This window comes from Pseudomonas xantholysinigenes (genome assembly GCF_014268885.2).
GTDB classification, from domain to species: Bacteria; Pseudomonadota; Gammaproteobacteria; order Pseudomonadales; family Pseudomonadaceae; genus Aquipseudomonas; species Aquipseudomonas xantholysinigenes.
On sequence record NZ_CP077095.1, the window covers coordinates 4,911,332 to 4,937,485 of the forward strand.

The 26,154-nt window shown below is 65.0% G+C and carries 26 protein-coding genes; 20 read left to right on the plus strand and 6 right to left on the minus strand.

The genetic code is table 11. From position 1 onward, the window contains the following. Positions 1 to 21 precede the first annotated feature (21 nt). Both accB and accC read left to right on the plus strand, forming a co-directional pair. Positions 22 to 495 carry an acetyl-CoA carboxylase biotin carboxyl carrier protein gene (gene accB, locus HU772_RS21910; RefSeq protein ID WP_186662295.1) on the plus strand — a complete coding sequence of 158 codons (474 nt, stop codon included), beginning with the start codon at positions 22 to 24 and terminating at the stop codon, positions 493 to 495. Between the two features lie 17 nt (positions 496 to 512). Beyond that, a complete protein-coding gene (accC, locus tag HU772_RS21915) occupies positions 513 to 1,868 on the plus strand; it encodes an acetyl-CoA carboxylase biotin carboxylase subunit (RefSeq protein WP_186662296.1) in 1,356 nt (451 codons plus the stop codon). A gap of 94 nt (positions 1,869 to 1,962) precedes the next feature. On the opposite strand, the gene HU772_RS21920 is transcribed toward accC, so the two are convergent. After that, on the minus strand, positions 1,963 to 2,934 hold the full coding sequence (locus HU772_RS21920) for an IS110 family RNA-guided transposase (RefSeq protein WP_217858722.1): 972 nt from the start codon (positions 2,932 to 2,934) through the stop codon (positions 1,963 to 1,965). 458 nt (positions 2,935 to 3,392) lie between these two features. Between HU772_RS21920 and prmA the strand changes: the two genes are divergently transcribed. The 8 genes from prmA to HU772_RS21960 all read left to right on the plus strand — a co-directional run bounded on the left by prmA (position 3,393) and on the right by HU772_RS21960 (position 13,977). After that, positions 3,393 to 4,271: a 50S ribosomal protein L11 methyltransferase gene (gene prmA / locus HU772_RS21925; protein ID WP_186660701.1), complete on the plus strand. Its 879-nt coding sequence runs from the start codon at positions 3,393 to 3,395 to the stop codon at positions 4,269 to 4,271. A 42-nt stretch (positions 4,272 to 4,313) separates the two neighbouring features. Then, the gene (locus HU772_RS21930; RefSeq protein ID WP_186660703.1) at positions 4,314 to 5,627 is read left to right on the plus strand and encodes a DUF3426 domain-containing protein; all 1,314 of its coding nucleotides are present in this window, start codon (positions 4,314 to 4,316) and stop codon (positions 5,625 to 5,627) included. A gap of 205 nt (positions 5,628 to 5,832) precedes the next feature. Beyond that, positions 5,833 to 6,846, plus strand: coding sequence for a tRNA dihydrouridine synthase DusB (gene dusB / locus HU772_RS21935; protein WP_186660704.1), 1,014 nt, complete (start codon positions 5,833 to 5,835; stop codon positions 6,844 to 6,846). Further along, positions 6,843 to 7,163 (plus strand): DNA-binding transcriptional regulator Fis, encoded by a 321-nt coding sequence (gene fis, locus HU772_RS21940; protein WP_134692528.1) that lies wholly within the window; start codon positions 6,843 to 6,845, stop codon positions 7,161 to 7,163. The genes dusB and fis overlap by 4 nt, the downstream gene beginning before the upstream one ends. A 79-nt stretch (positions 7,164 to 7,242) precedes the next feature. Next, positions 7,243 to 8,850 (plus strand): bifunctional phosphoribosylaminoimidazolecarboxamide formyltransferase/IMP cyclohydrolase, encoded by a 1,608-nt coding sequence (gene purH / locus HU772_RS21945; RefSeq protein ID WP_186660705.1) that lies wholly within the window; start codon positions 7,243 to 7,245, stop codon positions 8,848 to 8,850. Between the two features lie 183 nt (positions 8,851 to 9,033). Further along, complete coding sequence (gene purD, locus HU772_RS21950; RefSeq protein ID WP_186660707.1) at positions 9,034 to 10,329, plus strand: phosphoribosylamine--glycine ligase; 1,296 nt, start codon at positions 9,034 to 9,036, stop codon at positions 10,327 to 10,329. A gap of 136 nt (positions 10,330 to 10,465) precedes the next feature. Continuing rightward, on the plus strand, positions 10,466 to 13,231 hold the full coding sequence (locus HU772_RS21955; RefSeq protein WP_186660709.1) for a hybrid sensor histidine kinase/response regulator: 2,766 nt from the start codon (positions 10,466 to 10,468) through the stop codon (positions 13,229 to 13,231). Positions 13,232 to 13,380: 149 nt separating this feature from the next. Next, the gene (locus HU772_RS21960) at positions 13,381 to 13,977 is read left to right on the plus strand and encodes a MarC family protein (RefSeq protein WP_186660711.1); all 597 of its coding nucleotides are present in this window, start codon (positions 13,381 to 13,383) and stop codon (positions 13,975 to 13,977) included. 46 nt (positions 13,978 to 14,023) lie between these two features. On the opposite strand, the gene HU772_RS21965 is transcribed toward HU772_RS21960, so the two are convergent. From HU772_RS21965 to cobG, 5 genes are all read right to left on the minus strand, one after another. Further along, positions 14,024 to 14,713, minus strand: coding sequence for a hypothetical protein (locus tag HU772_RS21965; protein ID WP_186660713.1), 690 nt, complete (start codon positions 14,711 to 14,713; stop codon positions 14,024 to 14,026). 96 nt (positions 14,714 to 14,809) lie between these two features. Continuing rightward, positions 14,810 to 16,510 carry a precorrin-3B C(17)-methyltransferase gene (cobJ, locus tag HU772_RS21970; protein WP_186660715.1) on the minus strand — a complete coding sequence of 567 codons (1,701 nt, stop codon included), beginning with the start codon at positions 16,508 to 16,510 and terminating at the stop codon, positions 14,810 to 14,812. Beyond that, positions 16,498 to 17,232, minus strand: coding sequence for a precorrin-2 C(20)-methyltransferase (locus tag HU772_RS21975; protein WP_186660717.1), 735 nt, complete (start codon positions 17,230 to 17,232; stop codon positions 16,498 to 16,500). The genes cobJ and HU772_RS21975 overlap by 13 nt, the downstream gene beginning before the upstream one ends. Further along, positions 17,229 to 17,855, minus strand: coding sequence for a precorrin-8X methylmutase (locus tag HU772_RS21980; protein ID WP_011535884.1), 627 nt, complete (start codon positions 17,853 to 17,855; stop codon positions 17,229 to 17,231). Before HU772_RS21980 ends, HU772_RS21975 begins: the two co-directional genes overlap by 4 nt. Next, entirely contained in the window at positions 17,848 to 19,173 is a 1,326-nt protein-coding gene (cobG, locus tag HU772_RS21985) for a precorrin-3B synthase (RefSeq protein WP_186660719.1), read from the minus strand. Before cobG ends, HU772_RS21980 begins: the two co-directional genes overlap by 8 nt. A gap of 215 nt (positions 19,174 to 19,388) precedes the next feature. Here cobG and cbiE point away from each other — a divergent pair, with 215 nt between their 5' ends. From cbiE to HU772_RS22035, 10 genes are all read left to right on the plus strand, one after another. Continuing rightward, positions 19,389 to 20,600 carry a precorrin-6y C5,15-methyltransferase (decarboxylating) subunit CbiE gene (gene cbiE, locus HU772_RS21990; RefSeq protein WP_186660721.1) on the plus strand — a complete coding sequence of 404 codons (1,212 nt, stop codon included), beginning with the start codon at positions 19,389 to 19,391 and terminating at the stop codon, positions 20,598 to 20,600. Next, positions 20,593 to 21,687 (plus strand): cobalt-precorrin-5B (C(1))-methyltransferase, encoded by a 1,095-nt coding sequence (locus HU772_RS21995; protein WP_186660722.1) that lies wholly within the window; start codon positions 20,593 to 20,595, stop codon positions 21,685 to 21,687. Before cbiE ends, HU772_RS21995 begins: the two co-directional genes overlap by 8 nt. After that, the gene (locus HU772_RS22000) at positions 21,684 to 22,412 is read left to right on the plus strand and encodes a cobalt-precorrin-6A reductase (protein ID WP_186660723.1); all 729 of its coding nucleotides are present in this window, start codon (positions 21,684 to 21,686) and stop codon (positions 22,410 to 22,412) included. Before HU772_RS21995 ends, HU772_RS22000 begins: the two co-directional genes overlap by 4 nt. An 83-nt stretch (positions 22,413 to 22,495) precedes the next feature. Continuing rightward, positions 22,496 to 22,726, plus strand: coding sequence for a type II toxin-antitoxin system VapB family antitoxin (gene vapB / locus HU772_RS22005; RefSeq protein WP_186660724.1), 231 nt, complete (start codon positions 22,496 to 22,498; stop codon positions 22,724 to 22,726). Continuing rightward, complete coding sequence (gene vapC, locus HU772_RS22010; protein ID WP_186660725.1) at positions 22,726 to 23,136, plus strand: type II toxin-antitoxin system tRNA(fMet)-specific endonuclease VapC; 411 nt, start codon at positions 22,726 to 22,728, stop codon at positions 23,134 to 23,136. Before vapB ends, vapC begins: the two co-directional genes overlap by 1 nt. Positions 23,137 to 23,209: 73 nt before the next feature. Further along, positions 23,210 to 23,647: an NfeD family protein gene (locus HU772_RS22015; protein WP_186660726.1), complete on the plus strand. Its 438-nt coding sequence runs from the start codon at positions 23,210 to 23,212 to the stop codon at positions 23,645 to 23,647. Positions 23,648 to 23,674: 27 nt separating this feature from the next. Beyond that, positions 23,675 to 24,529, plus strand: coding sequence for an SPFH domain-containing protein (locus HU772_RS22020; RefSeq protein WP_110735010.1), 855 nt, complete (start codon positions 23,675 to 23,677; stop codon positions 24,527 to 24,529). A 185-nt stretch (positions 24,530 to 24,714) separates the two neighbouring features. After that, the gene (locus tag HU772_RS22025) at positions 24,715 to 25,104 is read left to right on the plus strand and encodes a DUF2946 domain-containing protein (protein ID WP_186660727.1); all 390 of its coding nucleotides are present in this window, start codon (positions 24,715 to 24,717) and stop codon (positions 25,102 to 25,104) included. 47 nt (positions 25,105 to 25,151) lie between these two features. Next, positions 25,152 to 25,634, plus strand: a complete 483-nt coding sequence (locus tag HU772_RS22030) for a copper chaperone PCu(A)C (RefSeq protein WP_186660728.1) — start codon at positions 25,152 to 25,154, stop codon at positions 25,632 to 25,634. A 24-nt stretch (positions 25,635 to 25,658) separates the two neighbouring features. After that, positions 25,659 to 26,090 (plus strand): DUF2946 domain-containing protein, encoded by a 432-nt coding sequence (locus HU772_RS22035; RefSeq protein ID WP_186660729.1) that lies wholly within the window; start codon positions 25,659 to 25,661, stop codon positions 26,088 to 26,090. Positions 26,091 to 26,154: the final 64 nt, after the last annotated feature.

Below are 26,154 nucleotides of genomic sequence, written 5' to 3' on the forward strand. Positions count from 1 at the left end.
AACCTTGGGAGTTGCTGATTAATGGATATCCGTAAAGTCAAAAAGCTGATCGAACTGCTGGAAGAGTCCGGTATCGACGAACTGGAGATCAAGGAAGGCGAAGAGTCCGTACGCATCAGCCGTCACAGCAAGACCCCAGCCGGCGCCCAGTACTTCGCCGCCCCGGCTCCGATGGCCGCTCCGGTTGCCGCTGCCGCACCTGTTGCCGCTGCTGCTCCAGCCGCTGAAGCCGCTGCCGCTGCCGCTGCTCCAGCCCTGAAAGGCACCGTGGTCCGTTCGCCGATGGTCGGTACCTTCTACCGCAAACCTTCGCCAACTTCGCCGAACTATGCCGAAGTCGGTCAAGCCATCAAGAAAGGCGACACCCTGTGCATCGTCGAAGCCATGAAGATGATGAACCACATCGAAGCCGAGATCGGCGGTGTGATCGACGCCATTCTGGTGGAAGACGGCCAGCCGGTTGAGTTCGACCAGCCGCTGTTCACCATCGTTTGATTCGCGGAGAACCAACGATGTCTGGGAAGCTTGAAAAAGTCCTGATCGCCAACCGTGGGGAAATTGCCCTGCGGATCCTGCGTGCCTGCAAAGAGCTGGGCATCAAGACCGTCGCCGTGCACTCCACGGCCGACCGTGAACTGATGCACCTGGGCCTGGCAGACGAGTCGGTCTGCATCGGTCCTGCATCGTCCAAGGAATCGTACCTGCACATCCCGGCGATCATCGCCGCCGCCGAAGTGACAGGCGCTACCGCCATCCACCCGGGCTACGGCTTCCTCGCGGAAAACGCCGATTTTGCCGAGCAGGTGGAAAAGTCCGGCTTTGCCTTCATCGGCCCGAAAGCCGACACCATTCGCCTGATGGGCGACAAGGTTTCGGCCAAGGACGCGATGATCAAGTCGGGCGTGCCGACCGTGCCGGGTTCCGACGGCCCGCTGCCGGAAGACGAAGAGACCGCGCTGGCCATCGCCCGCGAGGTTGGCTATCCGGTGATCATCAAGGCCGCCGGTGGCGGTGGTGGTCGCGGCATGCGCGTGGTGCACAAGGAAGAGGACCTGATCGAATCGGCCAAGCTGACCCGCACCGAAGCCGGTGCCGCGTTCGGCAACCCGATGGTCTACCTGGAAAAGTTCCTGACCAACCCACGTCACGTGGAAGTGCAGGTCCTGTCCGACGGCCAGGGCAACGCCGTGCACCTGGGCGACCGTGACTGCTCGCTGCAGCGCCGTCACCAGAAGGTCCTGGAAGAAGCCCCGGCTCCAGGCATCGACGAGAAGGCCCGCCAGGAAGTCTTCAAGCGTTGCGTCGACGCGTGCATCGAGATCGGCTACCGCGGTGCCGGTACCTTCGAATTCCTGTACGAGAACGGTCGCTTCTACTTCATCGAGATGAACACCCGCGTCCAGGTCGAGCACCCGGTCTCGGAAATGGTCACCGGCATCGACATCGTCAAGGAGATGCTCAGCATCGCCGCTGGCAACAAGCTGTCGTTCCGCCAGGAAGACGTGGTCATCCGCGGTCACTCGCTGGAGTGCCGGATCAACGCCGAAGACCCGAAGAAGTTCATTCCGAGCCCAGGCAAGGTCAAGCACTTCCACGCCCCGGGCGGCAACGGCGTGCGTGTTGATTCGCACCTGTACAGCGGTTACTCGGTTCCGCCGAACTACGACTCGCTGATCGGCAAGCTGATCACCTACGGCAAGGACCGCGACGAAGCCATGGCGCGCATGCGCAATGCCCTGGACGAGATCGTCGTCGACGGCATCAAGACCAACATCCCGCTGCACCGCGACCTGGTGCGTGATGAAGGCTTCTGCAAAGGCGGCGTCAACATCCACTACCTCGAGCACAAACTGGCCAACCAGGAGTGATCGCGTTAGCGTGATGCATGAAAACCCCGGCCCAGGCCGGGGTTTTTGTTGCCCGCAAGGCAGGCACGCCCCCCTGTAGATACCGTCTTGACCCTCACCCCGCAAGAGGGATTTTGGGGTCAAACGGTATCCCCGACTTCACCACCCCGTAAACCAGGTGCAGCAGCTTGCGCATCGCCGCGCAGACGATCTGTTTGTAAGCTTTGTGCCGGCTGCTCAACCGCTCTGCCAGTTCCTTCACAACAGGGTTATGTCTGATTGAGACAGTGCCTGACATCCACAAGCCTGCACGCAGCCTTGAGGCGCCTGTACGCGAAATAGTGCTCTTACCTATGAACTCTCCCGATTGCTGCACCACTGGGTTTAAGCCTGAAAACGCGACAATCGCAGAAGGGCTTTGGTATTTCAGTGGATCGCCCAGTTCGGCGAGCAGCAACGTAGCAGTGGTGTCACCCAAACCATCAATCGAGGTAATCAGCTCACGTCGCTTGCGCAGGTCTGGATCATCATCGATCGTCTGCTCGATGGCCTTCCTGGTCTTTTCCAGCTCTTCGTTGATGTGCCCGATTACGTCTTGAATCGACTGCTGTACCGCATCTAGTGCGACATCCAAACGATTCTGCTCCATCTGGCGCATTTCCTTGAGGTCGTCCAGTCGCCGCACCAGAGCACGCAAGCGGCGCTGCGCAGGGGGCTCAGGCTCCCACTGGCGAAGCGAGACAGCCTTTTGTTGGCCATAGGCAGCAATGACTTTGGCGTCAGCCTTATCTGTTTTGACGCGCCGAAGCTCCACGTCAGCGAATTTCGCAATCACCGCCGGGTTCAGAATGCACACCCGATAACCTTGGTTGTGACAGTGCTCGGCCAGCGCTTCGTGATAGATGCCTGTAGCCTCCATAACAATCCAGGCGCCTGGTTCAGCATGGCGCTCAAGCCAGTCGCTAAACTGCCTGAACCCTCCAGGATCATTGGACAGCTTGGCTTTGGTGCGCATCTTGCCATTGGGGAGCGGGATGGCAATGTCGAAAGATTTTTTGGCGACATCAACGCCAACAAAGACGGACATGATCTCCTCCTTCAAACTACGAAAGTCGATCACCCTACACTCAGTTCAACCTTGTTAATGCGTGCTCACGCCGGGGGCGGGCACTAGATACCGTTCGAACTCGTCGAGTGGGGTTGGAAGACCAGAGCGTTATCTACAGTGCGGGCTTGATGCCCTTGGAGCGGCTCTGCTTCAAGGCCTTCCCTCGATGATCAGTCGAGAACTTTCGCCTCTAGGGAGGCGAAAGTCGAGATACAAGGAGCGGCCTTGTGTCGCGAAAGGGCTGCATGGCAGCCCCGGCGGTTTTGCATGATGCCGATGCCTTGGGGCCGCTGCGCGCCCCTTTCGCGACACAAGGCCGCTCCTACAGGGACCGTGCCACCCTCTGGCTTCTCTACAAACCCCCAACACTCGCGTAAACTGCCAGCCTTTCGCGCAGCCTCGGGCTGCCCCTGTCAGATTTACCAAAGGTGCCCGCCATGCCCTGGCTGCAAGTACGCCTGGCCATCAGCCCGGAACAAGCCGAAACCTACGAAGACGCCCTGCTGGAAGTAGGTGCCGTCTCGGTGACTTTCATGGACGCCGAGGACCAGCCGATCTTCGAGCCGGACCTCAACACCACCCCGTTGTGGTCGCACACCCACCTGCTGGCCCTGTTCGAGGCCGATGCCGAGCCCGAGCAGGTGTTCGCCCACCTGCGCCTGCTGACCGGCGCCGAGCTGCCCGAGCACCAGGCCGAGGTGATCGAGGACCAGGACTGGGAACGCAGTTGGATGGACAACTTCCAGCCCATGCGTTTCGGCCAGCGCCTGTGGATCGTGCCAAGCTGGCATGAAGCGCCGGAGAAGGACGCGGTCAATCTGCTGCTCGACCCCGGCCTGGCCTTCGGCACCGGCACCCACCCGACCACCGCGCTATGCCTGGAATGGCTCGACGGCCAGCAGCTGCAAGGCACCCAGGTGCTGGACTTCGGTTGCGGCTCGGGCATCCTGGCCATCGCCGCGCTGCTGCTTGGCGCCCGCCACGCAGTCGGTACCGACATCGACGTGCAGGCTATCGAAGCCTCCCGTGACAACGCCCAGCGCAACGGCATCGCCGACGACCGCTTCGACCTGTACCTGCCCGAGCAGATGCCGGCCATGCAGGCCGACGTGCTGGTCGCCAACATCCTCGCCGGCCCGCTGGTGTCGCTGGCGCCACAACTGTCCGGCCTGGTGCGCCCAGGCGGGCTGCTGGCGTTGTCGGGCATCCTTGCCGAACAGGGCGAGGAAGTGGCCGCCGCCTATGCCGCCGACTTCGACCTTGACCCGATCGTCGTGCGCGACGGCTGGGTCCGCATCAGTGGTCACCGCCGCTAGGCGCGCCTAGACTCAACACCTGCCCAGCTTCCGGATCGCCGCATGACCGACAGTTTCGTCACCCAGTGCCCGCATTGCCAGACCAGCTTTCGCGTCACCCACCATCAGTTGAGCGTGGCGCGCGGCGTGGTGCGCTGCGGCAACTGCCTGCAGGTGTTCAATGCGGCAAAACAGTTGCTGGAGCAGAACCGCGCCGCCGCGCAACCCACGGCGCCGACGCCAACCGTCGCGCAACCAGCCAGCGAACCGCCAGCAGCCCTGCCGGCCGCCGCTGAGCGAGCGCCCATGAGCGAGGACGACTGGGCTGTTACCGCCGAACAACTGGACGCGCTGGACCTCGACCAGGAGCTGGCGCTCCTCGAACGCCGCAGCCCGGGCGACCGCCGCCAGGCTCCTGCACAGGGTGTGCTGCAAGCCCGCCGTGACGACCAGGGTACTGACGAAGCCGACGCAGAACCGTTCGGCAACGCCACCGATGACCGCCCAATGGCCACGCCGGAACCCGAAGAGGCACCGGTACTGGTCGAACAGGAGCTGCTGGACCTGGCGCCGGCCATCGCCACGCGCACGGAGCCGACCCTTGGCTCCACCGACTTGGACCTGGACGACGAACCGACAGTGCGCCACCCGTCGGACGACCGCGACCTCGACAGCCGGCCCGAAAGCCTGTCCAGCCACGACGACCCGCTTCCGGAACAAGGCTTGTCGGCCCTGGACGACGTGCGCGGCGAGCGCCTCTCGGCCCGCGACGAGGACGAAGCCGAGGTGCACCTGGCGCCAAGCCTGCCCCCCAAGGGCGAACGCCCACGCAAGGAGCCGTTGATCGACGTGGTCGACGATCCCCTGCAACTGGGCTGGGAAAAGCCGGCCCCCAATTGGGGCAAACGCCTGTTGTGGGGCCTTCTGACCCTCGTGGCGGCTGGCCTGCTGGCGTTCCAGTATGTCTGGTACCACTTCGACGAAATGGCCCGACAGGACCAGTACCGCCCTTGGTTCCAGCAGCTGTGCCCGATGTTCGGCTGCCAGGTGCCGACCCGCGTCGATATCTCGCGAATCAAGAGCAGCAACCTGGTGGTGCGCAGCCACCCAGACTTCAAAGGCGCGCTGATCGTCGACGCGATCATCTACAACCGCGCGCCCTTCGCCCAACCCTTCCCGCTGCTGGAACTGCGCTTCGCCGACCTCAACGGCCAGCTGATCGCCAGCCGCCGCTTCAAACCCAGCGAGTACCTCTCGGGTGAACTGGCCGGCCGCGGCGAGATGCCCAGCCAGACGCCGATCCACATTGCCCTGGATATCCTCGATCCGGGGCCGAAGGCGGTGAACTACAGCCTGAGCTTCCGTTCGCCGGAGTAAGCGACAAACGGTAAGCCTCAAGCCGCAAGTAAAAGCCTGTCCGCAGGCCTCTTGCAGCTTGAAGCTTGCCGCCTGGAGCCGGGTGTCATAACGCCGCAACTGTTCAGATTTTATCCAGATTCATCTTTATCCGGTCATCGAGAGCGGGTATCATGCCAACCCTTTTTCGAACTCCAATGATTCGGCCCCACAACAGGGAACACCTATGTCGGCGGTACGCATCGGCCCTTACACACTGCAGAACAACCTGATCCTGGCGCCCATGGCCGGGGTCACGGACCAGCCTTTCCGCACCCTGTGCAAACGCCTCGGGGCGGGCATGGTGGTGTCGGAGATGGTCTCCAGCGACATGCGCCTGTGGAACAGCCGCAAGTCGAGCCTGCGCCGCATCCACGAAGACGATCCCGAGCCACGCTCGGTGCAGATCGCCGGCGGCGACGCGCAGATGATGGCCGAGGCCGCACGCGCGAATGTCGCGGCTGGCGCGCAGATCATCGACATCAACATGGGCTGCCCGGCAAAAAAAGTCTGTAACAAGGCGGCCGGCTCTGCTTTATTGAGAGATGAAGCCTTGGTCAGCGAGATTCTCCACGCCGTGGTCGGCGCGGTGGACGTCCCGGTGACGCTGAAGATCCGCACCGGCTGGGACCGGGCGAACAAGAACGGCCTGAATGTGGCGAAAATCGCCGAGCAGGCCGGCATCCAGGCGCTGGCGGTGCATGGCCGCACACGCGCCGACCTGTACACCGGTGACGCCGAGTACGACACCATCGCCGCGATCAAGCAGGCGGTGTCGATCCCGGTGTTCGCCAACGGCGACATCACCTCGCCGGAAAAGGCCCGGGCGGTGCTGCATGCCACCGGTGCCGACGGCCTGTTGATCGGCCGTGCCGCCCAGGGGCGGCCGTGGATTTTCCGCGAGATCGAGCATTACCTGCGCACGGGCGAGCAGCTGCCCGCACCGGCGCTGGACGAAGTGGAACGCATTCTGCTGGAACACCTGGCCGCGTTGCATGCCTTCTATGGCGATGTGATGGGCGTGCGTATCGCCCGCAAGCACGTGGGCTGGTACCTGGCGACCCGACCCGGCGGCAAGGAGTTCCGCAGCCAGTTCAACGCGTTGCAAGAGACACAAGCGCAGTGCGCCAACGTTCAGGCATTTTTCGCCGAGCGTCGACAGAGCCTTGGGACAGAGGACGAACAAGGGGTGGCCGCATGACGATGATGACCGAGACATTAGTGAGTGGAACAACGCCCGTGAGCGACAACGTCAACCTCAAGCAGCACCTGAACACGCCGAGCGAAGAGGGTCAGACCCTTCGCGGCAGTGTCGAGAAGGCGCTGCACAACTACTTCGCCCACCTGGAAGGCGCCACCGTCACGGACGTGTACAACCTGGTGCTCTCGGAGGTCGAGGCACCGCTGCTCGAAAGCGTGATGAACTACGTCAAGGGCAACCAGACCAAGGCCAGCGAGATGCTCGGGCTCAACCGAGGCACGCTGCGCAAGAAGCTCAAGCAGTACGATCTGTTGTAAGGCCAGAACCCCAACCAGAAAAGGCGCTCATGCAAAGAGGCGCCTTTTTTGCTGACTCCACCGCGTTATGGAATCTGAAATGACCGACCAGACTACCCGCCTGCCGATCCGCCGCGCCCTGATCAGCGTCTCCGACAAGACCGGTATCCTCGAATTCGCCCGTGAGCTGCAACAGCTCGGTGTCGAGATCCTGTCCACCGGCGGCACCTACAAGCTGCTCAAGGACAACGGCGTCAACGCGGTGGAAGTGGCCGACTACACCGGCTTCGCCGAAATGATGGATGGCCGGGTCAAGACCCTGCACCCGAAAATCCATGGCGGCATCCTCGGCCGTCGCGGTACCGACGACGCCATCATGAACGAGCACGGCATCAAGCCGATCGACCTGGTCGCGGTCAACCTGTACCCGTTCGAAGCCACCATCAGCAAGCCGGGCTGCGACCTGCCCACCGCCATCGAGAACATCGACATCGGTGGCCCGACCATGGTCCGTTCGGCTGCCAAAAACCATAAAGACGTGGCCATCGTGGTCAACGCCAGCGATTACGCCGGCATCGTCGAAGGCCTCAAGGCCGGTGGCCTGACCTACGCCCAGCGCTTCGACCTGATGCTCAAGGCGTTCGAGCACACCGCCGCCTACGACGGCATGATCGCCAACTACATGGGCACCATCGACCAGGCCAAGCAGACCCTGTCGACCGAAGACCGCAGCGAATTCCCGCGCACCTTCAACAGCCAGTTCGTCAAGGCCCAGGAAATGCGCTACGGCGAGAACCCGCACCAGAGCGCGGCGTTCTACGTCGAGGCGAAGAAGGGCGAGGCCAGCATCTCCACCGCCATCCAGCTGCAAGGCAAGGAGCTGTCGTTCAACAACGTGGCCGACACCGACGCCGCGCTGGAGTGCGTGAAGAGCTTCGTCAAGCCGGCCTGCGTCATCGTCAAGCACGCCAACCCATGCGGCGTCGCGGTCGTCCCTGAAGACGAAGGCGGCATTCGCAAGGCCTACGACCTGGCCTACGCCACCGACACCGAATCGGCCTTCGGCGGCATCATCGCCTTCAACCGCGAGCTGGACGGCGAAACCGCCAAGGCCATCGTCGACCGCCAGTTCGTCGAAGTGATCATCGCCCCGAAAATCTCCCAGGCCGCCCGCGAAGTCGTGGCCGCCAAACAGAACGTGCGTCTGCTCGAGTGTGGCGAATGGCCTGCCGAGCGCGCCGCCGCCTGGGACTTCAAGCGCGTCAACGGTGGCCTGCTGGTGCAGAGCCGCGATAACGGCATGATCAGCGCCGACGACCTGAAGATCGTCACCAAGCGCGCGCCGACCGAGCAGGAAATCCACGACCTGGTGTTCGCCTGGAAAGTGGCCAAGTTCGTTAAGTCCAACGCCATCGTCTACGCCAAGAACCGCCAGACCATCGGCGTCGGCGCCGGCCAGATGAGCCGCGTCAACTCCGCGCGCATCGCCGCGATCAAGGCCGAGCACGCCGGCCTGCAGGTGCAAGGCGCGGTGATGGCCTCGGACGCGTTCTTCCCGTTCCGTGATGGCATCGACAACGCGGCTAAAGTGGGTATCAGCGCGGTGATCCAGCCGGGTGGCTCGATGCGTGATGCCGAGGTGATCGCTGCCGCTGATGAAGCCGGCATCGCCATGGTGTTCACCGGTATGCGCCACTTCCGCCACTAAACAGATGCCGGGCCGATCCCGGTCCTTGTAGGAGCGGCCTTGTGTCGCGAAAGGGGCGCGTAGCGGCCCCAGGTTTCAGCTTCGCAGCAGAAATTGCTGGGGCTGCTGCGCAGCCCTATCGCGACACAAGGCCGCTCCTACAGGGAACGCGGATCGCCGTAATACAGAATTCGAGGTTTTGACATGAAAGTTTTGATCATCGGCAGCGGCGGCCGTGAACACGCCCTGGCCTGGAAAGTCGCCCAGGACCCACGCGTCGAGAAAGTCTTCGTCGCCCCAGGCAACGCCGGCACCGCCACTGAAGCCAAGTGCGAGAACGTCGCCATCGACGTCACCGCCCTGGAGCAGTTGGCCGATTTCGCCGAAAACAACGTCGACCTGACCATCGTCGGCCCGGAAGCCCCGCTGGTCATCGGTGTGGTCGACCTGTTCCGCAGCCGCGGCCTGGACTGCTTCGGCCCGACCAAGGGCGCGGCCCAGTTGGAAGGTTCCAAGGCCTTCACCAAGGACTTCCTGGCGCGTCACAAGATCCCTACCGCCGACTACCAGAACTTCACCGAGATAGAGCCAGCCCTGGCCTACTTGCGTGAAAAAGGCGCGCCGATCGTGATCAAGGCCGACGGCCTGGCCGCTGGCAAGGGCGTGATCGTCGCCATGACCCTGCAAGAAGCCGAAGACGCCGTGCGCGACATGCTCGCCGGCAACGCCTTCGGTGAAGCCGGTTCGCGCGTGGTGATCGAAGAATTCCTCGACGGCGAGGAAGCCAGCTTCATCGTCATGGTCGACGGCCACAACGTGCTGCCCATGGCCACCAGCCAGGACCACAAGCGCGTCGGCGACCAGGACACCGGCCCGAACACCGGCGGCATGGGCGCCTACTCGCCTGCCCCGGTGGTCACCCCGGACGTGCACCAGCGCGTGATGGACCAGGTGATCTGGCCGACCGTGCGCGGCATGGCCGAGGAAGGCAACGTCTACACCGGCTTCCTCTACGCAGGCCTGATGATCGACAAGGCGGGCAACCCCAAGGTGATCGAGTTCAACTGCCGCTTCGGCGACCCAGAGACCCAGCCGGTCATGCTGCGCCTGGAGTCGAGCCTGGTGCTGCTGATCGAAGCCGCCTTCGCCAAGGCCCTGGACAAGGTCGAAGCGCAGTGGGACCCACGCCCGAGCCTGGGCGTGGTGCTGGCTGCCGGTGGCTACCCGGGCGACTACGCCAAGGGCGATGTGATCAATGGCCTGGACGCCGCGGCCAAGCACGAAGGCAAGGTGTTCCATGCCGGCACTTCGCTCAAGGACGGTAACGTCGTCAGCAACGGCGGCCGCGTGCTGTGCGCCACGGCCATGGGTGCCAGCGTCGCCGACGCCCAGCAGCAGGCCTACCGCCTGGCCAAGGAAGTGAGCTGGAACGGCAGCTTCTACCGTACCGACATCGGCTACCGGGCCATTGCCCGCGAGCGCGGTGAACACCAGCAGTAATGCTGCAGCGGATGGCCGCGGCGCCTGCCGCGCGCGGACTTCGGCTCGTCGACAAGGCCCTTCGGGGCCTTGCCTTCGCCTTGGCGCGCCGCGCATAGTTGTGCTCCGGCACATCAGCTAAAGAAGGGATTTCGTCGTGCGTCGGCTTCGGATTGCCACTGTTTTCATCGTCAGCCTGCTGACCCTGCTCTGCCTGCTTCCGGCGCAAGCCGAACCGGGCACTGGCTGGTCGGTGCTGCTCGACGAACAGGCCAACCTGCAACTCTCCGACGTGCGCTCCGAGCGTTACCGCAGCCAGTTCAGCCCCCTGGCGCTGAACGAGCTGGATGCCGCCCTCCCCGACCAGGCCTTGTGGCTGCACTATCGTCTACCCCCCGGCGAACAGGAACAACTGGTGCGGATCTTCGCTCCCGACCTGTCCCGCCTGGACCTCTATACCCTTGAAGGCGACAAACTGGTGCGCCAGTTGCACCATGGCCGACAGGGCGAGAACGCCAGCCCCACCTTGCATGGCAGCGACCATGTGCTGCCGCTGCCACGCAGCAGCCAGGCGCTGGACGTCTACCTGCGCCTGGTGTCGGAACACCAGCTGCGCCCGGCCATCAGCCTGGAACCGGCAGCCAGCGCCGCCGCCGACCAGCGCCAGCCGCTGCTGTTCGGCCTGCTGTTCGGCGGCCTGGTGATGCTGATCCTGCACAACCTGATCCGCTTCGCCTATACCCGCTCCACTACCACCTTGAGCCTGGCGCTGTATCACGCCCTGATGCTGCTCAGCGCCCTGATCCTGCTCAACCTCAGCGGCCCCTGGTGGCAGCTGTGGTACAGCGCCCAGACCCCGGCCGCCTACCTGACCCTGGTCCTGGCAGGGCTGGCCGGCCTGTTTTTCACCCTGCACTTCTTCACCCCGCGCAGCTCCGCCCGGCTCAACCGCCTGCTGCACCTGGAAATGCTGGTGGCCGGGGCCAGCGGCCTGGTGCTGCTGTTCGTCGACACCCTGCCGCTGAACCTGATGACCTACGCCCTGCTCGCCCTCGGCAGCTTGAGCATGCTGCTGATCAGCGGCTACCACTGGTACAAGGGCTATACCCCGGCACGGCTGTTCACCCTGGCCATGCTGGTGTTCAACCTCGGCGGCCTGGTGTTGCTGCCCGCCCTGCTGGGCCTCACCCGCACCAGCACGCCTTGGCTGCTGTGCGTGCTGCTGGCGCTGACCGTGGTCAGCGGCCTGCTGCTGAACCTGGCGGTCAGCGAACGCCTGCGACGAATCAGCGAGGAGCGCTTCAGCGCCAGCCGCGCCCTGGCCGCCAGTGACGCCGAAATCAACGCCAAGGCCGAGTTCCTGGCCAAGATCAGCCACGAGATCCGCACCCCCATGAACGGCGTGCTGGGCATGACCGAACTGCTGCTGGGCACGCCGCTGTCGGTCAAGCAACGCGACTATGTGCAGACCATCCACAGCGCCGGCAACGAGCTGCTGACACTGATCAACGAGATCCTCGACATCTCCAAGCTCGAGTCGCGGCAAATCGAGCTGGACGACGTGCAGTTCGACCTCAATGCGCTGATCGAGGACTGCCTGAACATCTTCCGGGCCAAGGCCGAGCAGCAGAACATCGAGCTGATCAGCTTCACCCAGCCCCAGGTGCCACGGGTGGTCAGCGGCGACCCGACGCGCCTGCGCCAGGCCCTGTCGAGCCTGCTGGACAACGCCCTGAAGAACACCACCCAGGGTGAGATCCTGCTGGTGGTGGCCCTGGACCAGCGCGGCGAGGCCCCACGCCTGCGCATCGCCGTGCAGGACAGCGGCGAGCCAATGCCGCCCGCCGAACGCGATGCCCTGCTGCAGGCCGAACTGCACAGCCGTCACTTCCTGTCCAGCAACAAGCTTGGCGGCCACCTCGGCCTGGTGATCGCCAAGCAACTGATCGGCCTGATGCAGGGCGAGTTCGGCATCAAGACCAGCGCCAACATGGGCAACACCCTGTGGCTGACCTTGCCGCTCGATCCCTTGCGCCTGGAGCAGCCGCCCACCGACCTCGACGGCCCCCTGCGCGATGCGCGGGTGCTGGTGGTCGACGACAACGACACCTGCCGCAAGGTCCTGGTGCAGCAGTGCAGCGCCTGGGGCATGAACGTCAGCGCGGTGCCATCCGGCAAGGAGGCCCTGGCCCTGCTGCGCACCAAGGCGCACCTGCGCGACTACTTCGACGCCGTGCTGCTGGACCAGAACATGCCCGGCATGACCGGCATGCAACTGGCGGCGAAAATCAAGGAAGACCCGAGCCTGAACCACGACATCCTGGTGGTGATGCTCACCGGCATCAGCAATGCGCCGAGCAAGATCATCGCGCGCAATGCCGGGGTCAAGCGCATCCTCGCCAAACCGGTGGCCGGCTACACGCTCAAGACCACCCTGGCCGAGGAACTGGCGCTGCGCGGTCGCGAACAGGCCGTGCCGCCCCTGCCGATCGGCACCCCGCCACCGCTGGATCTGCCACGCGACTTCCGCATCCTGGTGGCCGAGGACAACAGCATTTCGACCAAGGTCATCCGCGGCATGCTCGGCAAGCTCAATCTCGAGCCAGACACCGCCGCCAATGGCGAGGAAGCGTTGCAGGCGATGAAAGCGCGGCGCTACGACCTGGTGCTGATGGACTGCGAAATGCCGATCCTCGACGGTTTTTCCGCCACCCAGCAGATCCGTGCCTGGGAAACCGCCAACCAGCGCCCACGCACGCCGGTGGTGGCACTCACCGCGCATATCCTCAACGAACACAAGGAACGCGCGCGCCTGGCCGGCATGGATGGGCACATGGCCAAGCCGGTGGAACTGTCGCAGTTGCGCGAACTGGTGCAGTTCTGGGCGGGGCAGCGACAGGTGGTTACCGCGCCGCTTGAGTGAGGTTCCACCGCGACCGCGCTGGCTTTAGCAGTTGAGCAAGACAGTTGCTCCCACAGGGATCGCGCCAGATCGAAGCGTTCAGGCAAGGCAGTTGCCCACCAGGTTCCGTGCTATACAGGTGGCACCCCATCCGCCACGGACCCAGCGCCATGCTCCATGAGTTGTTCAGCGTCTACCTGAAAATGCTCGTGCTCTACAGCCCGTTCTTCGTGCTGTCGTGCTTCATCAGCCTGACCCGCGGCCACTCCAGCAAGGAACGCAAGCAACTGGCCTGGCGCGTGGCCATCGCCACGCTGATCGCCAGCGTGCTGCTGTACCTGTTCGGACGGGTCATCTTCGGCGTGTTCGGCATCACCGCCGATGCGTTTCGCATCGGCGCGGGCTCGGTGCTGTTCATCTCGGCGCTGGGCATGGCCCAGGGCAAATCGGCGATCCAGACCGACAACGTACAGCAGGACGTGACCATCGTGCCGCTGACCATCCCGCTGACGGTCGGCCCCGGCACCATTGGCGCATTGCTGGTCATGGGCGTTGGCCAGCCGCACTGGGACGACAAACTGCTGGCCATCGTCAGCATCGCCCTGGCCAGCTTCAGCGTCGGCCTGGTGCTGTACCTCTCGCACCGTATCGAACGGCTGCTCGGCGACCAGGGCCTGCAGATCGTCAGCCGGTTGATGGGGCTGTTCGTCTGCGCCCTGGCGGCACAGATCATCTTTACCGGAATCAAGGGCTACCTGGTGCCCTGACCCTGCTTAGCAGTGCCACGCCTGCATGGACAGCAGGCTGGCTGAATCAGAAATCGTATTCCAGGACGTTGTCGAACCGACGATCACCCAGGCGCTTCTCCACATACTCGCGCACGCGCGCGTAATGCTGGGTGTTGAACGCCAGCAACGCGGTACCCGAGTAGTGATATTGCGCCTGGTTTTTCCACTCGAAAGCTACTGTGTCCAGGTCCCGGACCATGCCTTTGGTGCTGACCGCGGTCTGCACCAGCATCACCTGGCCATCGTCCCTCTCAAGGCAAGCCGTCAGGCCGACGGTGCCACGCTCCTTATCCTTGAAATTGCGCTTGAACAGCTCCTGGGCCTCGGTGAAGGTGCCCAGCCCTTCGAGAGCCGACTCGGCGACGGCGCCCAGCGCCTCGGCAACGGGCCCACCGAACGCCGCTTCACCCACCACCTTCAGCGCCTTGAACGCGATAGCCCCCAGGACCAGCGATTGCTCGCCCGAATGCTCACGCTCATAGGTGCGACGCACGGTCAACCAGCCCAGGTCCTCCATCACCTTGAGGTTCTGTTTGTACCACTGCTCGCTCTGGTCCTCGCTGTCATACAGCTTGGACGCTACCAGCGAGGCGAACTGGTAGGAGTTCATGACATCGATGCGGCTCTGCAAGCTCATCCCAGCGGCAAAGGTCATCAGCGACTGCTCGACGACAGCGGCGGAGTGGGTATCGGTAATCACTTTGTCATTCATCATGCGAATCCTTGAGTAAGAACCCGGCGGGTGCCGGGTAGGACTCAGAGGTTATGCATGTAGGGAAGCGTCATTCAGCGGGTCGGCATTCCTCTTGGGTCAGGGTTTCACCGGGTACCAGCGCGGGGTGTATACCCACTCCCCCCCTTCGACACGGGGGAAGGTGCACGTGGTCGAGGAGCCGACCAGCACCATGGTGCGCATGTCGACCATGGCCGGCAGCAGTTCGCCCAAGGTCACCACCCGCAACGTCTGCCCCGGCCGCCCGATATCCCGGCCCAGCACCACCGGCGTATGCGCCTTGCGATGCCGGCGCACCACCTCCAGCGCCTGGCCCAGCTGATGCGGTCGAGCCTTGGAGATCGGGTTGTAGAACGCCAGCACCAGGTCCGCCTGGGCCGCGAGGTCGAGGCGCTGCTCGATGATCGACCAGGGCTTGAGGTTATCCGACAGCGACATCACGCAGAAGTCATGACCCAGCGGCGCCCCTGCCTGGGCGGCGGTGGCCAGCGAGGCCGAGACGCCGGGCAGGATCTGCAGCTCGACCCGCTGCCAGGCCGGATCACTGGACTCGTGCAGCGCTTCGAGTACCGCGGCGGCCATGGCGAACACGCCCGGATCACCCGACGACACCACCACCACCGATCGCCCCTGGGCCGCCAGCTCGAAAGCATGGCGAGCGCGCTGCATCTCTTCGCGGTTGTCGGTGCAGTGCAGCACCTGGTCGGCGCGGAACGGGCCGGCCATGCGTACATAGGTCTCGTAGCCGAGCACGTCCTGGGCACGGGCCAGCTCGGTCTTGACCGCCGGCACCATCAGCTCGGCGGCGCCAGGGCCCAGGCCAATCACGGCCAGGCGACCACGGCGATGGCCCAGTTGTTCGACCTCGACCGGCGCCGCAGCGATGGCCACGGCCAACCCGCCGACGCTTTCGATGCGGGCCTGTGGCAACACAGCGCCGAGCATCTGTTGCAAGCTCTCGGCGGCCGGGGCGAAGCGCAGGGCAACGTTCAGTGCCTGTGCCGCCTCGTGCAAGGAAGGCTCGGCCATCTCCACCTCGCTCGCCAGCAGGCAAGCCAACGCCGGTTCGGCGATACCTGCGGCCTGCAGGCTGTCGCGTACCTGTTGCAGCAGATCGGCTTCACCGACGGCAATCGCAACCACCACGCAGCGTGCATGGATCAACAACTCGTCGCGCTTGGCTGGACGCCTGGCGCAGCCGACATGGATGGTGCGTTGCGCATTGTCGCTGGCCGGCAGTTGTGCCAGGTCGAGCCAGGGGGCATCGCCTTCGACACGCACCGTCTCGCCCGCCAGCAAGTCGGAGACAAAGCGCTTGCCCTGCTCCAGGTCGGCCAGTGCGTAGCCCTCGGGCGGATTGAGCAGGCAGGTGCCGAAACGCAATTCGCCACTGGTGGTGATCGCCGCGTTCACGCCCAGCGCCTCGCCCAGCTCGCGCGCCATCACGTTGACCCCGCCCAGCCCACCCAGCAGAGGCACCACGGCGCTGCCGTCCTCGGCCACGGCCAGCACGGGAGGCTCGACGCCTTTTTCGCTCAGCAGCGGCGCCAGGGTACGAATGACGATACCCGCCGCGCACAGGGCGATGATCGGGGTGTCCTGCTGGTACAGCGCGCGCAGGGTGTCGCCGAAGACAGCGTAGTAACGATCAGCGCTGTCCACCCGCCCTTGCAGGCCGTGGATCACGGCCTGTGGATAACATTGCTGGATGCGCTGCGCGGTGGCCAGGCTGCCCTGGCCAAGCATGATGATTGCCGGCGCCTTATTCATCCCTGCCATTTCTCACCTGGCACGATGATCAGCGAGAAGTACGGCGAGGACTGCGGATCAACCGCGTCCAGCGCGACGATCTGCTGGTTGGCCATGGTCGCCCGCTCGACGTACAGCGCACGGTCGTTCAGCCCCAGTTCGGCGAGCACCTGGCGCACCTTGGGGAAGTTGCGGCCCAGCTTCATGATCACGGCGGCATCGGCGTCGGCCAGGCGGCGCTTGAGTTCGTCATGGGGCAGCACGCCCGAGAGCACGGTAAGGGTCTGGTTGCGATAGACCAGCGGCGCGCCGAGCACCGAGGCGCCGCCCAGCATCGAGCACACGCCCGGGATCACCTGCGCCTCGTAGCGCGCAGCCAGGCGGTCGTGCAGATACATGTACGACCCATAGAAGAACGGATCACCCTCGCAGATCACCGCCACATCGCGGCCGGCGTCCAGATGCTCGGCCACCTGCACGCTGGCTTCGTCGTAGAAGTCGCTGATCACCTGCTCATAGGACAGCGGCGCCGGCAGCGCCTCGGTGGTCACCGGGTACACCAGCGGCAGCAGGGTCTGTTCGGTCTGCAAGTGCGCCTCGATGATACCGAAGGCATTGCCACGCTTGCCCTTGGCCACGAAGTACGCCACCACCGGCGCTTCCCGCAGCAGGCGCAGGGCCTTGACCGTGATCAGCTCGGGGTCGCCCGGGCCCACGCCCAGGCCCAGCAGTCGTCCACGTGCGTGCATCATTCCACCTCCGTGGCCAGGGCGTTGACCGCGGCGGCGGCCATCGCGCTGCCGCCCAGGCGGCCCTGCATGATCACGAATGGCACGCCACGGCTGTCGGCGGCGAGCATCGCCTTGGATTCGGCGGCGCCGACGAAGCCCACCGGGAAGCCAAGGATCAGCGCCGGCTTTGGCGCCCCGGCATCGAGCATTTCCAGCAGGTAGAACAGCGCGGTCGGCGCGTTGCCGATCACCACCACGCTGCCTTCCAGGTGCGGACGCCACAGTTCCAGGGCTACTGCCGAACGGGTGTTGCCCTCGGCCTTGGCCAGGTCCGGCACGCTCGGGTCGCGCAGGGTGCAGATCACCGGGTTGTTGGCCGGCAGGCGGGCGCGGGTGATGCCTTCGGCGACCATGTGCGCGTCGCAGAGGATCGGCGCGCCCTTGGCCAGGGCCTCACGGCCGGCGGTGCCGGCACCTTCGGAGAACTGCAGGCCATCGATGGCCTCGACCATGCCGCAGGCATGGATCACGCGCACGGCGAGCTTTTCAAGATCGGCGGGGATCCGCTCGAGCCGGGCTTCCTCGCGGATGATCCGGAAGGAATTGCGATAGATCTCCTGACCATCGCGGATGTAGTCAATCATCAAGGTGCTCCGTCGGCAGGTCGAGCATGGCGCCTGCTTCTTCTGGGGTGAGGTCGGCGGCGCGCAGCCTGCCGAAGCCCGGCAGGCGCGCGTCGCGCAAGTAAAGGTCATAACGGCCCGGGGCACGGGCCAGCAGGGTCGCCGGGGCGGCGTGGGCCATGGCGCAGGAACGAGGGCAGGCGGACAGGTGCACACTGCCTGGTGCGCCTTGGTGCAACAGGTTGGCCAGGGTAACGGCATCGGCCTTGGTGTCGGCCAGGGCCTTGGCGCAGCCGCTGGAGCCGGTGCAGGCGACGATCCTCGCCAGGGGATGTTCGTTGTGGCAGAGCATGCCGGATGCCGCCAGCTGCGCGCGTGCGTTTTCCAGCTCGGTCGGCTCGAGGGAGGTCAGCACCAGGCTCTGCCAAGGCGTCAGGCGCAAGCTGCCATCGCCCCATTGCCGGGCGATACGTGCGGCACTGCGGAGCATTGCGCACGTCAGGCGCCCGAGAGGTGGCGCGACGCCCAGGGCCACACCCTGGCGCTGAGGTAGCACGCCCAGCCACGGGCTTGTCGTCGCCGGGCGCTGCCAGGGCATCGACGTGGTATCGATCGGGATCACCAGCCCTTCAAGAAAGTGCTCAACCGGGCATATCTGCAGCAATTGACGCATGCGCGACTGCTCGGGCGTCGCCAGGTCAAGGAAGCGCTCCAGCACCGCCCGCACCAAAGCCAGCCCTTGCTCCACCGGCACCGCACCCAGCGCCTGGCCATTCGACAGGCTGCTCGCGAGGCCGAATCGCAACCAGATGGACCCGTCGCGCTGCATGGCTGACAGCCACAGATCATGGGCGTGTTCGCGCATCGCCAGCGCTTCGCCGCCATCGAGCTGTACGGCGAACTTGGCCGAGAGCTTGTGGAACCTGGGTGTGCGTTCCAGCAGGTCGAGGATCTGCCCTGCCAATACTCGGGTGTCGAACAGCATGGCCGGATCGAGCCCGGCCAGTGGGCTGAGCATCAGATTGCGTACATCATCACCCGCCGCGTCACGCGGGCCGAGCCCTGCGGCCAGCAGGTGCTCGACCAGCCCAGTGTGGTCCTGGCCAATGCCGCGAATTTGCAAATTGGCCCGGTTGGTCGCCTCGATCACCCCACCGGCGAAACGCTCGGCAGCGTCGGCCACGGCATCGGCCTGGTCGGCCAGCAGCAGCCCACCGGGCAGTTTGATCCGGCAGATGCCGCCATCACGCGCGGCGACGATGCGCCACAACCCCGGACAGGCCGAGGGACGGGGCGAAACTTCGGGGGGCAGGGGCTGCGTCAAGGGGGCATCCGGCAATCGTGAAAGTGCGCTTCAGTGTAGAAGGCGCGGTATTATGCCTGCTTTGTCCGACGGCATGAAAAACCGGTGGTCGAACGTTCAATTTCGGGGCTGCTGTGCAGCCCTTTCGCGGCACAAGGCCGCTCCTACAGAGGTTGCGCAACACCTGTAGGAACGGCCTTGCGCCGCGAAAGGGGCACGCAGTGCCCCCATGCGGTATCGAAGAGGACCCAATGGCCCCCTGGCTGACAGTAATAGGCATCGGCGAAGACGGCTTCAGCGGCCTGGGCAAGCAGGCCCGGCGTGCCCTGCTGTCAGCCAAGCGAATCATCGGCGCGCCACGCCAACTGGCCCTGCTGCCCCGCTGCGTGACCGCCGAACAACTGCACTGGCCCAGCCCGTTCTCCCTGGCCCCGGTCCTGGCCCTGCGCGGCGAGCCCGTATGCGTACTGGCCAGCGGCGATCCAATGTTCTACGGCGTCGGCGCCAGCCTGGCGCGCCAACTGCCCGCCGAAGAGCTGCAAGTGCTGTCGATGCCCACCTCCTGCGCCCTGGCCGCCGCTCGCCTGGGTTGGCCGTTGCAGGATGTGCAGGTGGTCTCGGTGGTGGCCCGCCCGCTGGCCGCGCTCAATGCCCATCTGCACAGCGGCATGCGCCTGCTGGTGCTGAGCAACGACGAAACCAGCCCCGCAGCCATCGCCGCGCTACTGCGCGAGCGAGGCTTCGGCCCCAGCCGTCTCCATGTGCTGGAGCACCTCGGCGGCCCGCAGGAGCGCAGGCTGAGCGGCAGCGCCGACGACTGGCCACACCGCGACATCGCCACGCTCAACCTGGTCGCCATCGAATGCCAGGCCTCACCCGACACCCCACGTTTGCCTAGAGTAGCCGGGCTACCCGACAACGCCTTCCGTCACGACGGCCAACTGACCAAGCGCGACGTGCGCGCCATCACCCTGGCCCGCCTCGCTCCGCAACCCGGCGAATTGCTGTGGGACGTGGGCGCCGGCTGCGGCTCCATCGGCATCGAATGGATGCGCGCCCACCCCAGCTGCCGCACCCTGGCGATCGAGGCTGACGAAGGTCGGCAGGGCTACATCGAATACAACCGCGACAACCTCGGCGTACCCGGCCTGCAACTGGTCCGTGGCAAGGCACCCGACGCGCTGGCTGGACTGGAGCGCCCGGATGCAATTTTCATCGGCGGCGGCGTCACTCGCGAAGGCGTACTAGACCTGTGCTGGGAGCGTCTGCTGCCGGGCGGGCGACTGGTGGCCAACGCCGTCACGCTGCAAAGCGAGGTCGCCCTCGCCCAGTTTCGCGAACGGCACGGCGGCGAACTGACCCGCATCCACATCGCCCATGCCCAGCCACTGGGCAGCTTCGACACCTGGCGCCAGGCCCTGCCGATCACCCTGCTCGATGTGGTGAAGCCCCTCGATGCGTGAAGAAACCCGCGAACAACCTGCGCCGCTGCGCAGCGGCCTGACCACCGGCAGCTGCGCCACCGCCACCAGCCTGGCGGCGGCGCGCCTGCTACTGACCGGCCAACGACACGACGCCGTGGAAATCACCTTGCCCAAGGGCAAGGTGGTGCAGATGCGCCTGGAGTTCTGCCACCTCAAGGGTGACATGGCCGAGGCCGGCACCTTGAAGGATGCCGGCGATGATCCCGATGTCACCCACGGTGCCCTGCTCTTCAGCCAGGTGCGCCTGCGCGCCGAGCCCGGCGTTCGCTTCGTCGCGGGCGCGGGCGTGGGTACCGTGACCCGCCCGGGGCTGGTGCTGGCAGTCGGTGAACCGGCCATCAACCCGGTACCGCGCAAGATGATCAGCGACCATCTGCTGCAACTGGCCGGCGATTGCGCCTACCACGGTGGTTTCGAAGTGACGGTCAACGTGCAGGGCGGCGAGCAGCTGGCCCTGAAGACCATGAACCCACGCCTGGGCATCCTCGGGGGATTGTCGATCCTGGGCACCAGCGGCATCGTCCGGCCATTCTCCTGCTCGGCCTACATCGCCTCGATCCACCAGGGCATCGACGTCGCCCATACCAACGGCTACAGCCATATCGCCGCCTGCACCGGCAACGCCAGCGAAGACACCATGCGCCGGGTCTACAACCTGCCGGAGATCGCCCTGATCGAGATGGGCGACTTCGTCGGCGCCGTGCTCAAGCACCTGCGCAAGGTACCCGTGCCGCGCCTCACGCTGTGCGGTGGCTTCGGCAAGATCAGCAAGCTGGCGGCGGGGCACATGGACCTGCACAGCCGTCATTCGAGCATCGACCTGCCGCAACTGGCGGGCTGGGCGGCGGCCATTGGCGCGGACGCGGCACTGCAACAGGCGATCGTCGCCGCCAACACCAGCCAGCAAGCCCTCGCACTTGCTCATGCCGCCGGCATCGCCCTTGGTGACGAGGTGTGCCGCCACGCACTGGTGTTCGCCCGTAGCGTGGTGCCGGCCCAGGTGCAGGTGGAAGTGTTCGCCATCGACCGCCAGGGCGGCATCGTCGGCAAGGCAGGTGTGGCATGAAGGGTCGCATCCTGCTGCTCGGCGGCGTTACCGAAGCCCTGGCGATTGCTCGCCAGCTGGGTCCTCAGCATGTCTACAGCCTCGCCGGCATCGGTCGTGTACCCCAGGACCTCGCCTGCCAGGTGCGGGTCGGTGGCTATGGCGGCGCCGAAGGCATGGCCGAATACCTGCGCCAAGCCGGCGTCAGCCTGCTGATCGACGCCACCCATCCCTATGCCGCGCAGATCAGCCGCAACGCCGCCCTCGCCGCATGCAGCGCCGGCATTCCCTGCTGGGCCCTGCGCCGCCCGGCGTGGAGGGCGCAACCCGGCGATGACTGGCGCGAAGTCGAGGACTGGGGCGGGCTGATCGAAGCGCTGGCCCCGTTCGAGCGTCCCTTGTTCACCCTTGGTCGCGAACCCCTGCAACATCTGGACGAAATTCCGCCACACCAGTTCTGGACCCTGCGCGCCCTCGAGGCGTGTCCCGGCAATGAACGCTGCGAGGTGATTGGTGCGCGCGGGCCCTTCCTCATCGACGATGAACGTGCCCTGTTCGAACGTCGGCGGGTCGACGTACTGGTTAGCAAGAACAGCGGCAGCACGGCCACCGAGCCGAAGTTGGAAGTGGCGCGGGAGCGCGGGGTTCCAGTGCTGGTGCTCAAGCGGCCGGTACTGCCGGAAGTGGGTCGGGCGTTTCAGGATGCAGGGGCGCTACTGGAAGCACTCGGCCTGTCCAAAGCCTGAGTCGCACACTGTATATCCCATTGACATATCCATCCCTGGAATTAAACTCCGGACATACATTTGCGCTTTCAAGGAGGCCCTTCATGGAGCAAGGTGCAGTCTTCAAAAGCAACCGCAGCCAGGCTATCCGCATGCCCAAAGCCCTCGCTCTTCCAGAAGACGTCACCCGCGTGGACATCGTCGCGGTGGGCCGTTCCCGTATCATCTCGCCTGCCGGCGAAAGCTGGGACAGCTGGTTCGAGGGTGAGGATGTGAGTGCGGACTTCATGGCAAGCAGGGAACAGCCAGCCGACCAAGAGCGCGAAGGATTCTGATGCTCAGGTACATGCTCGATACCAACATCTGCATTTTCACCATCAAGAACAAGCCACAGGTAGTGCGCGAGGCATTCAATCGCTACCACGGCCAACTGGCCATCAGCACGGTAACCCTAATGGAGTTGATCTACGGTGCGGAGAAATCCGCCGCACCGGAACGTAACCTGGCCATTGTCGAGGGGTTCGCCGCACGTCTCGATGTGCTTGACTACGACATTCAGGGCGCAGCTCACACCGCGCAGCTACGTGCAGAGCTGGCCAAGGCCGGCACGCCCATCGGCCCCTACGACAGAATGATTGCCGGCCACGCCCGCGCTCGCGGCCTCACGCTGGTGACCAGCAATCTGCGCGAGTTCCAGCGTGTTCCTGGGTTGCGGGTGGAAGACTGGGTGACATCCCCACGCTGACGGTCACGAGATGGCCCTGTGCCTTGCTCCTGCCGTAGAATCACCTCTCCCTCTTCTGGAAGGCTCCACCCATATGGAAATGCAATGGTGGATCTGGCTCGTCTTCGGCGTGGCCCTGATCCTGCTGGAACTGGTGCTCCCCACCTTCTTCATCCTCTGGTTCGGCATCGGTGCCGTGCTGGTGTCGCTCGTCTCGCTGCTCGCCCCCAGCCTGCAACTCGATATGCAGGGCCTGCTGTGGGTGGTGTTCTCATCGATCACCACGCTGCTCTGGTTCAAGGTGTTCCGCCGCAAGAAGCCGGACGTGCGCTGGACCGCCGACAGCGTGATCGGCGAGGTCGGCCTGCTGACCGCCAATGTGTCGCAGTTCCAGAAAGGCCGGGTGCGCTTCCAGAAACCGATCCTCGGCAACGAGGAATGGACCTGCGTCGCCGACAGCGACATCCCCGCCGGCGAGCGCGTGCGCCTGGCCGCCATCGAAGGCAACACCGCCCGGGTCACCCGGGCCTGAATCCGCACTAAAAGGAAGTTCGCAAACATGACTAGCCTCATCGTCGTCGGCACCCTCGCCGCATTTGTCCTGATCACCGTGTTCAAGGGCGTGCGCATCGTGCCCCAGGGCGAGGAATGGATCGTCGAGCGCCTGGGCCGCTACCACAGCACCCTCAAGCCGGGCCTTAACATCGTCATCCCGTACATGGACGTGGTCGCCTACCGCCTGCCGACCAAGGACATCATCCTTGACGTGCAGCAACAGGAGATCATCACCAAGGACAACGCGGTGATCGTCGCCAACGCCCTGTGCTTCGCCAAGGTGGTCGACCCGCAGAAGGCCTCGTACGGCGTGCAGAACTTCTCGTTCGCGGTCACCAGCCTGACCATGACCTCGCTGCGCGCCATCGTCGGTGCCATGGACCTGGACGAGGCATTGTCCAGCCGCGAGCAGATCAAGGCACGCCTGCGCGAGGCGATGTCCGAGCAGACCGAAGACTGGGGCGTGACCGTGCGCTCGGTGGAGATCCAGGACATCAAGCCCTCGCCAAGCATGCAGACGGCCATGGAGCGCCAGGCGGCCGCCGAGCGTGAGCGTAAAGCCGACGTGACCCGCGCCGAAGGCAACAAGCAGGCGGCGATTCTCGAAGCCGAGGCGCGCCTGCAGGCGGCCAAGCTGGATGCCGAGGCCCAGGTCAACCTGGCCGAGGCGTCGGCGCGGGCGATCACCCTGGTCAAGGAAGCGGTGGGCAGCGAGACCGTGCCGGCCATGTACCTGCTGGGTGAGCGCTACATTGGCGCGATGGAGAACCTGGCGGGCAGCGACAACGCCAAGGTGGTGGTGCTGCCGGCCGACCTGCAGGAGACCGTGCGCGGGCTGATGGGGCGTGGCAAGGCTTGATATCTGCGTCACCTTCTTCGCGGGCAAGCCCGCTCCCACAGGGTTCGCGTCACCTGTGCGGGCTTGCCCGCGAAGACGCCAGCACAGGCCTCAAAGGACCCAGGTGCGGCACTTCACCGCACCCCGGCATTTTTACCTATACTCCGCCGTACAATAGCCATCACGATTCCTGACCGGATCTCTCCATGCCCCCACGTCGGCACATCGCCTGGATAGCCTGCCTTGCAGTGCTGTTCAACCTGCTGGCCATGCCGCTGTCTTCTGCCGCGCCGAAAGGCCCGGCCGAACAGCTGCTGTGGGGGGCTTTCTGTTCCAGCATGGCCAACAAGGCCAAGGTCGATGTCCAGGCCCTGGCCAAGATCGACCTGGGACCGCAAAGCGACGACAGCGCTAGCATGATGAACTGCTGGTGCTGCCTGGGCGCCGCGCCGCTGCTGGCGCTGCCCAGCTATCCGCCGCAACTGCACAACCCTCCCGTGCAGCCTGCCGCCCACCCAGCGCCACTCGCCGACTACCAACCCACGCCGCGCCAGCTATGGCCCGCGCTCAATCCCCGTGCCTCTCCGCTGGCCTGAGTTCACTACGCTGTCCATCAGAACCTGAACAGACCGGAGACTCACCCATGCTCAAGCAAGCCCTCGTCCTGGCCGCCCTGCTGCTGCCCGGTGCCTATGCCAACGCCCACGAATACAGCAAGGGCGACCTGCACATCGCCCATCCCTGGTCGCTGGAGCTGCCACCGAACGCACCCAACGTCGCGGCCTATTTCGTTGTGCACAACAACGGCAAGACCGACGACCGCCTGCTCTCGGCGGACACACCGATCAGTAGCGATGCCCAGTTGCACGAGCACGCGATGAGCGCCACCGGCGCCATGAAGATGCAGCAGGTGCAGAGTGTGGTGGTGCCCGCCGGCAAGGACCTGACCTTCGCCCCCAGCGCCTACCACGTGATGATCATGCAGCCCAAGGACCGCAGCCTGCTGACCGACGGCAAGCGCTTCCCGCTGACCCTGCACTTCGAGAAGGCCGGTGACATCACCGTCGAGGTCGCCGTGCAGAAGCAGCCGCCCGCCGACCAGGCGCAGCACGAGCACACGCACTGATTCGATAGCTGACTGGCGCTCGCCATGAGCCTGCCGCGCTACAGCTCCGCCCGCACTACCCGCCCTGATCGCAGGCGCGTCGGTGGCGGCTGGCTGAGCCTGTTCGCCATGTGGATGATCTTCATCGGCCCGCTGGTTTCCCAGTCGATGCCGATGGAGCATCACGCCGGCATGTCCATGCCCATGGACATGTCGATGAGCATGCCCATGGCGCACAGTCACGACGCGCACCACGGCCACGGCAACGATGGCCAGTTGCATGTGATGTGGGAGAAGTGCGGCTACTGCAGCCTGCTGTTCAACTGCCCCGCCCTGCCCCAGACCCTCAGCCCGCTCAGCGCGGGCAGCGTATCCCCACCCAGCCACCTCACTATCGCCACGCGCCAGGGCCATGCCCGGCAGGCTGTATTCCCCGGCGCCCGCAGCCGCGCACCGCCCCATTCGATCATCGCCTGAACACAACGCGATAACCGCCCGAAGCCAGGAGGCTTCGCGCTGACTCATGACTGATCGACTGGAA

Coding starts and splice junctions, on each gene's coding strand:
- HU772_RS21965 (WP_186660713.1), bottom strand. CDS start 14,713: ATGATGAATGACAAAGTGATTACCGATACCCACTCCGCCGCTGTCGTC.
- HU772_RS22000 (WP_186660723.1), top strand. CDS start 21,684: ATGAAGGGTCGCATCCTGCTGCTCGGCGGCGTTACCGAAGCCCTGGCG.
- cbiE (WP_186660721.1), top strand. CDS start 19,389: ATGGCCCCCTGGCTGACAGTAATAGGCATCGGCGAAGACGGCTTCAGC.
- vapB (WP_186660724.1), top strand. CDS start 22,496: ATGGAGCAAGGTGCAGTCTTCAAAAGCAACCGCAGCCAGGCTATCCGC.
- accC (WP_186662296.1), top strand. CDS start 513: ATGTCTGGGAAGCTTGAAAAAGTCCTGATCGCCAACCGTGGGGAAATT.
- HU772_RS22030 (WP_186660728.1), top strand. CDS start 25,152: ATGCTCAAGCAAGCCCTCGTCCTGGCCGCCCTGCTGCTGCCCGGTGCC.
- purH (WP_186660705.1), top strand. CDS start 7,243: ATGACCGACCAGACTACCCGCCTGCCGATCCGCCGCGCCCTGATCAGC.
- cobJ (WP_186660715.1), bottom strand. CDS start 16,510: ATGGCAGGGATGAATAAGGCGCCGGCAATCATCATGCTTGGCCAGGGC.
- purD (WP_186660707.1), top strand. CDS start 9,034: ATGAAAGTTTTGATCATCGGCAGCGGCGGCCGTGAACACGCCCTGGCC.
- HU772_RS22015 (WP_186660726.1), top strand. CDS start 23,210: ATGGAAATGCAATGGTGGATCTGGCTCGTCTTCGGCGTGGCCCTGATC.
- accB (WP_186662295.1), top strand. CDS start 22: ATGGATATCCGTAAAGTCAAAAAGCTGATCGAACTGCTGGAAGAGTCC.
- HU772_RS21980 (WP_011535884.1), bottom strand. CDS start 17,855: ATGATTGACTACATCCGCGATGGTCAGGAGATCTATCGCAATTCCTTC.
- HU772_RS22025 (WP_186660727.1), top strand. CDS start 24,715: ATGCCCCCACGTCGGCACATCGCCTGGATAGCCTGCCTTGCAGTGCTG.
- HU772_RS22020 (WP_110735010.1), top strand. CDS start 23,675: ATGACTAGCCTCATCGTCGTCGGCACCCTCGCCGCATTTGTCCTGATC.
- vapC (WP_186660725.1), top strand. CDS start 22,726: ATGCTCAGGTACATGCTCGATACCAACATCTGCATTTTCACCATCAAG.
- prmA (WP_186660701.1), top strand. CDS start 3,393: ATGCCCTGGCTGCAAGTACGCCTGGCCATCAGCCCGGAACAAGCCGAA.
- fis (WP_134692528.1), top strand. CDS start 6,843: ATGACGATGATGACCGAGACATTAGTGAGTGGAACAACGCCCGTGAGC.
- HU772_RS21920 (WP_217858722.1), bottom strand. CDS start 2,934: ATGTCCGTCTTTGTTGGCGTTGATGTCGCCAAAAAATCTTTCGACATT.
- dusB (WP_186660704.1), top strand. CDS start 5,833: ATGTCGGCGGTACGCATCGGCCCTTACACACTGCAGAACAACCTGATC.
- HU772_RS21960 (WP_186660711.1), top strand. CDS start 13,381: ATGCTCCATGAGTTGTTCAGCGTCTACCTGAAAATGCTCGTGCTCTAC.
- HU772_RS21975 (WP_186660717.1), bottom strand. CDS start 17,232: ATGATGCACGCACGTGGACGACTGCTGGGCCTGGGCGTGGGCCCGGGC.
- HU772_RS21995 (WP_186660722.1), top strand. CDS start 20,593: ATGCGTGAAGAAACCCGCGAACAACCTGCGCCGCTGCGCAGCGGCCTG.
- HU772_RS21930 (WP_186660703.1), top strand. CDS start 4,314: ATGACCGACAGTTTCGTCACCCAGTGCCCGCATTGCCAGACCAGCTTT.
- HU772_RS22035 (WP_186660729.1), top strand. CDS start 25,659: ATGAGCCTGCCGCGCTACAGCTCCGCCCGCACTACCCGCCCTGATCGC.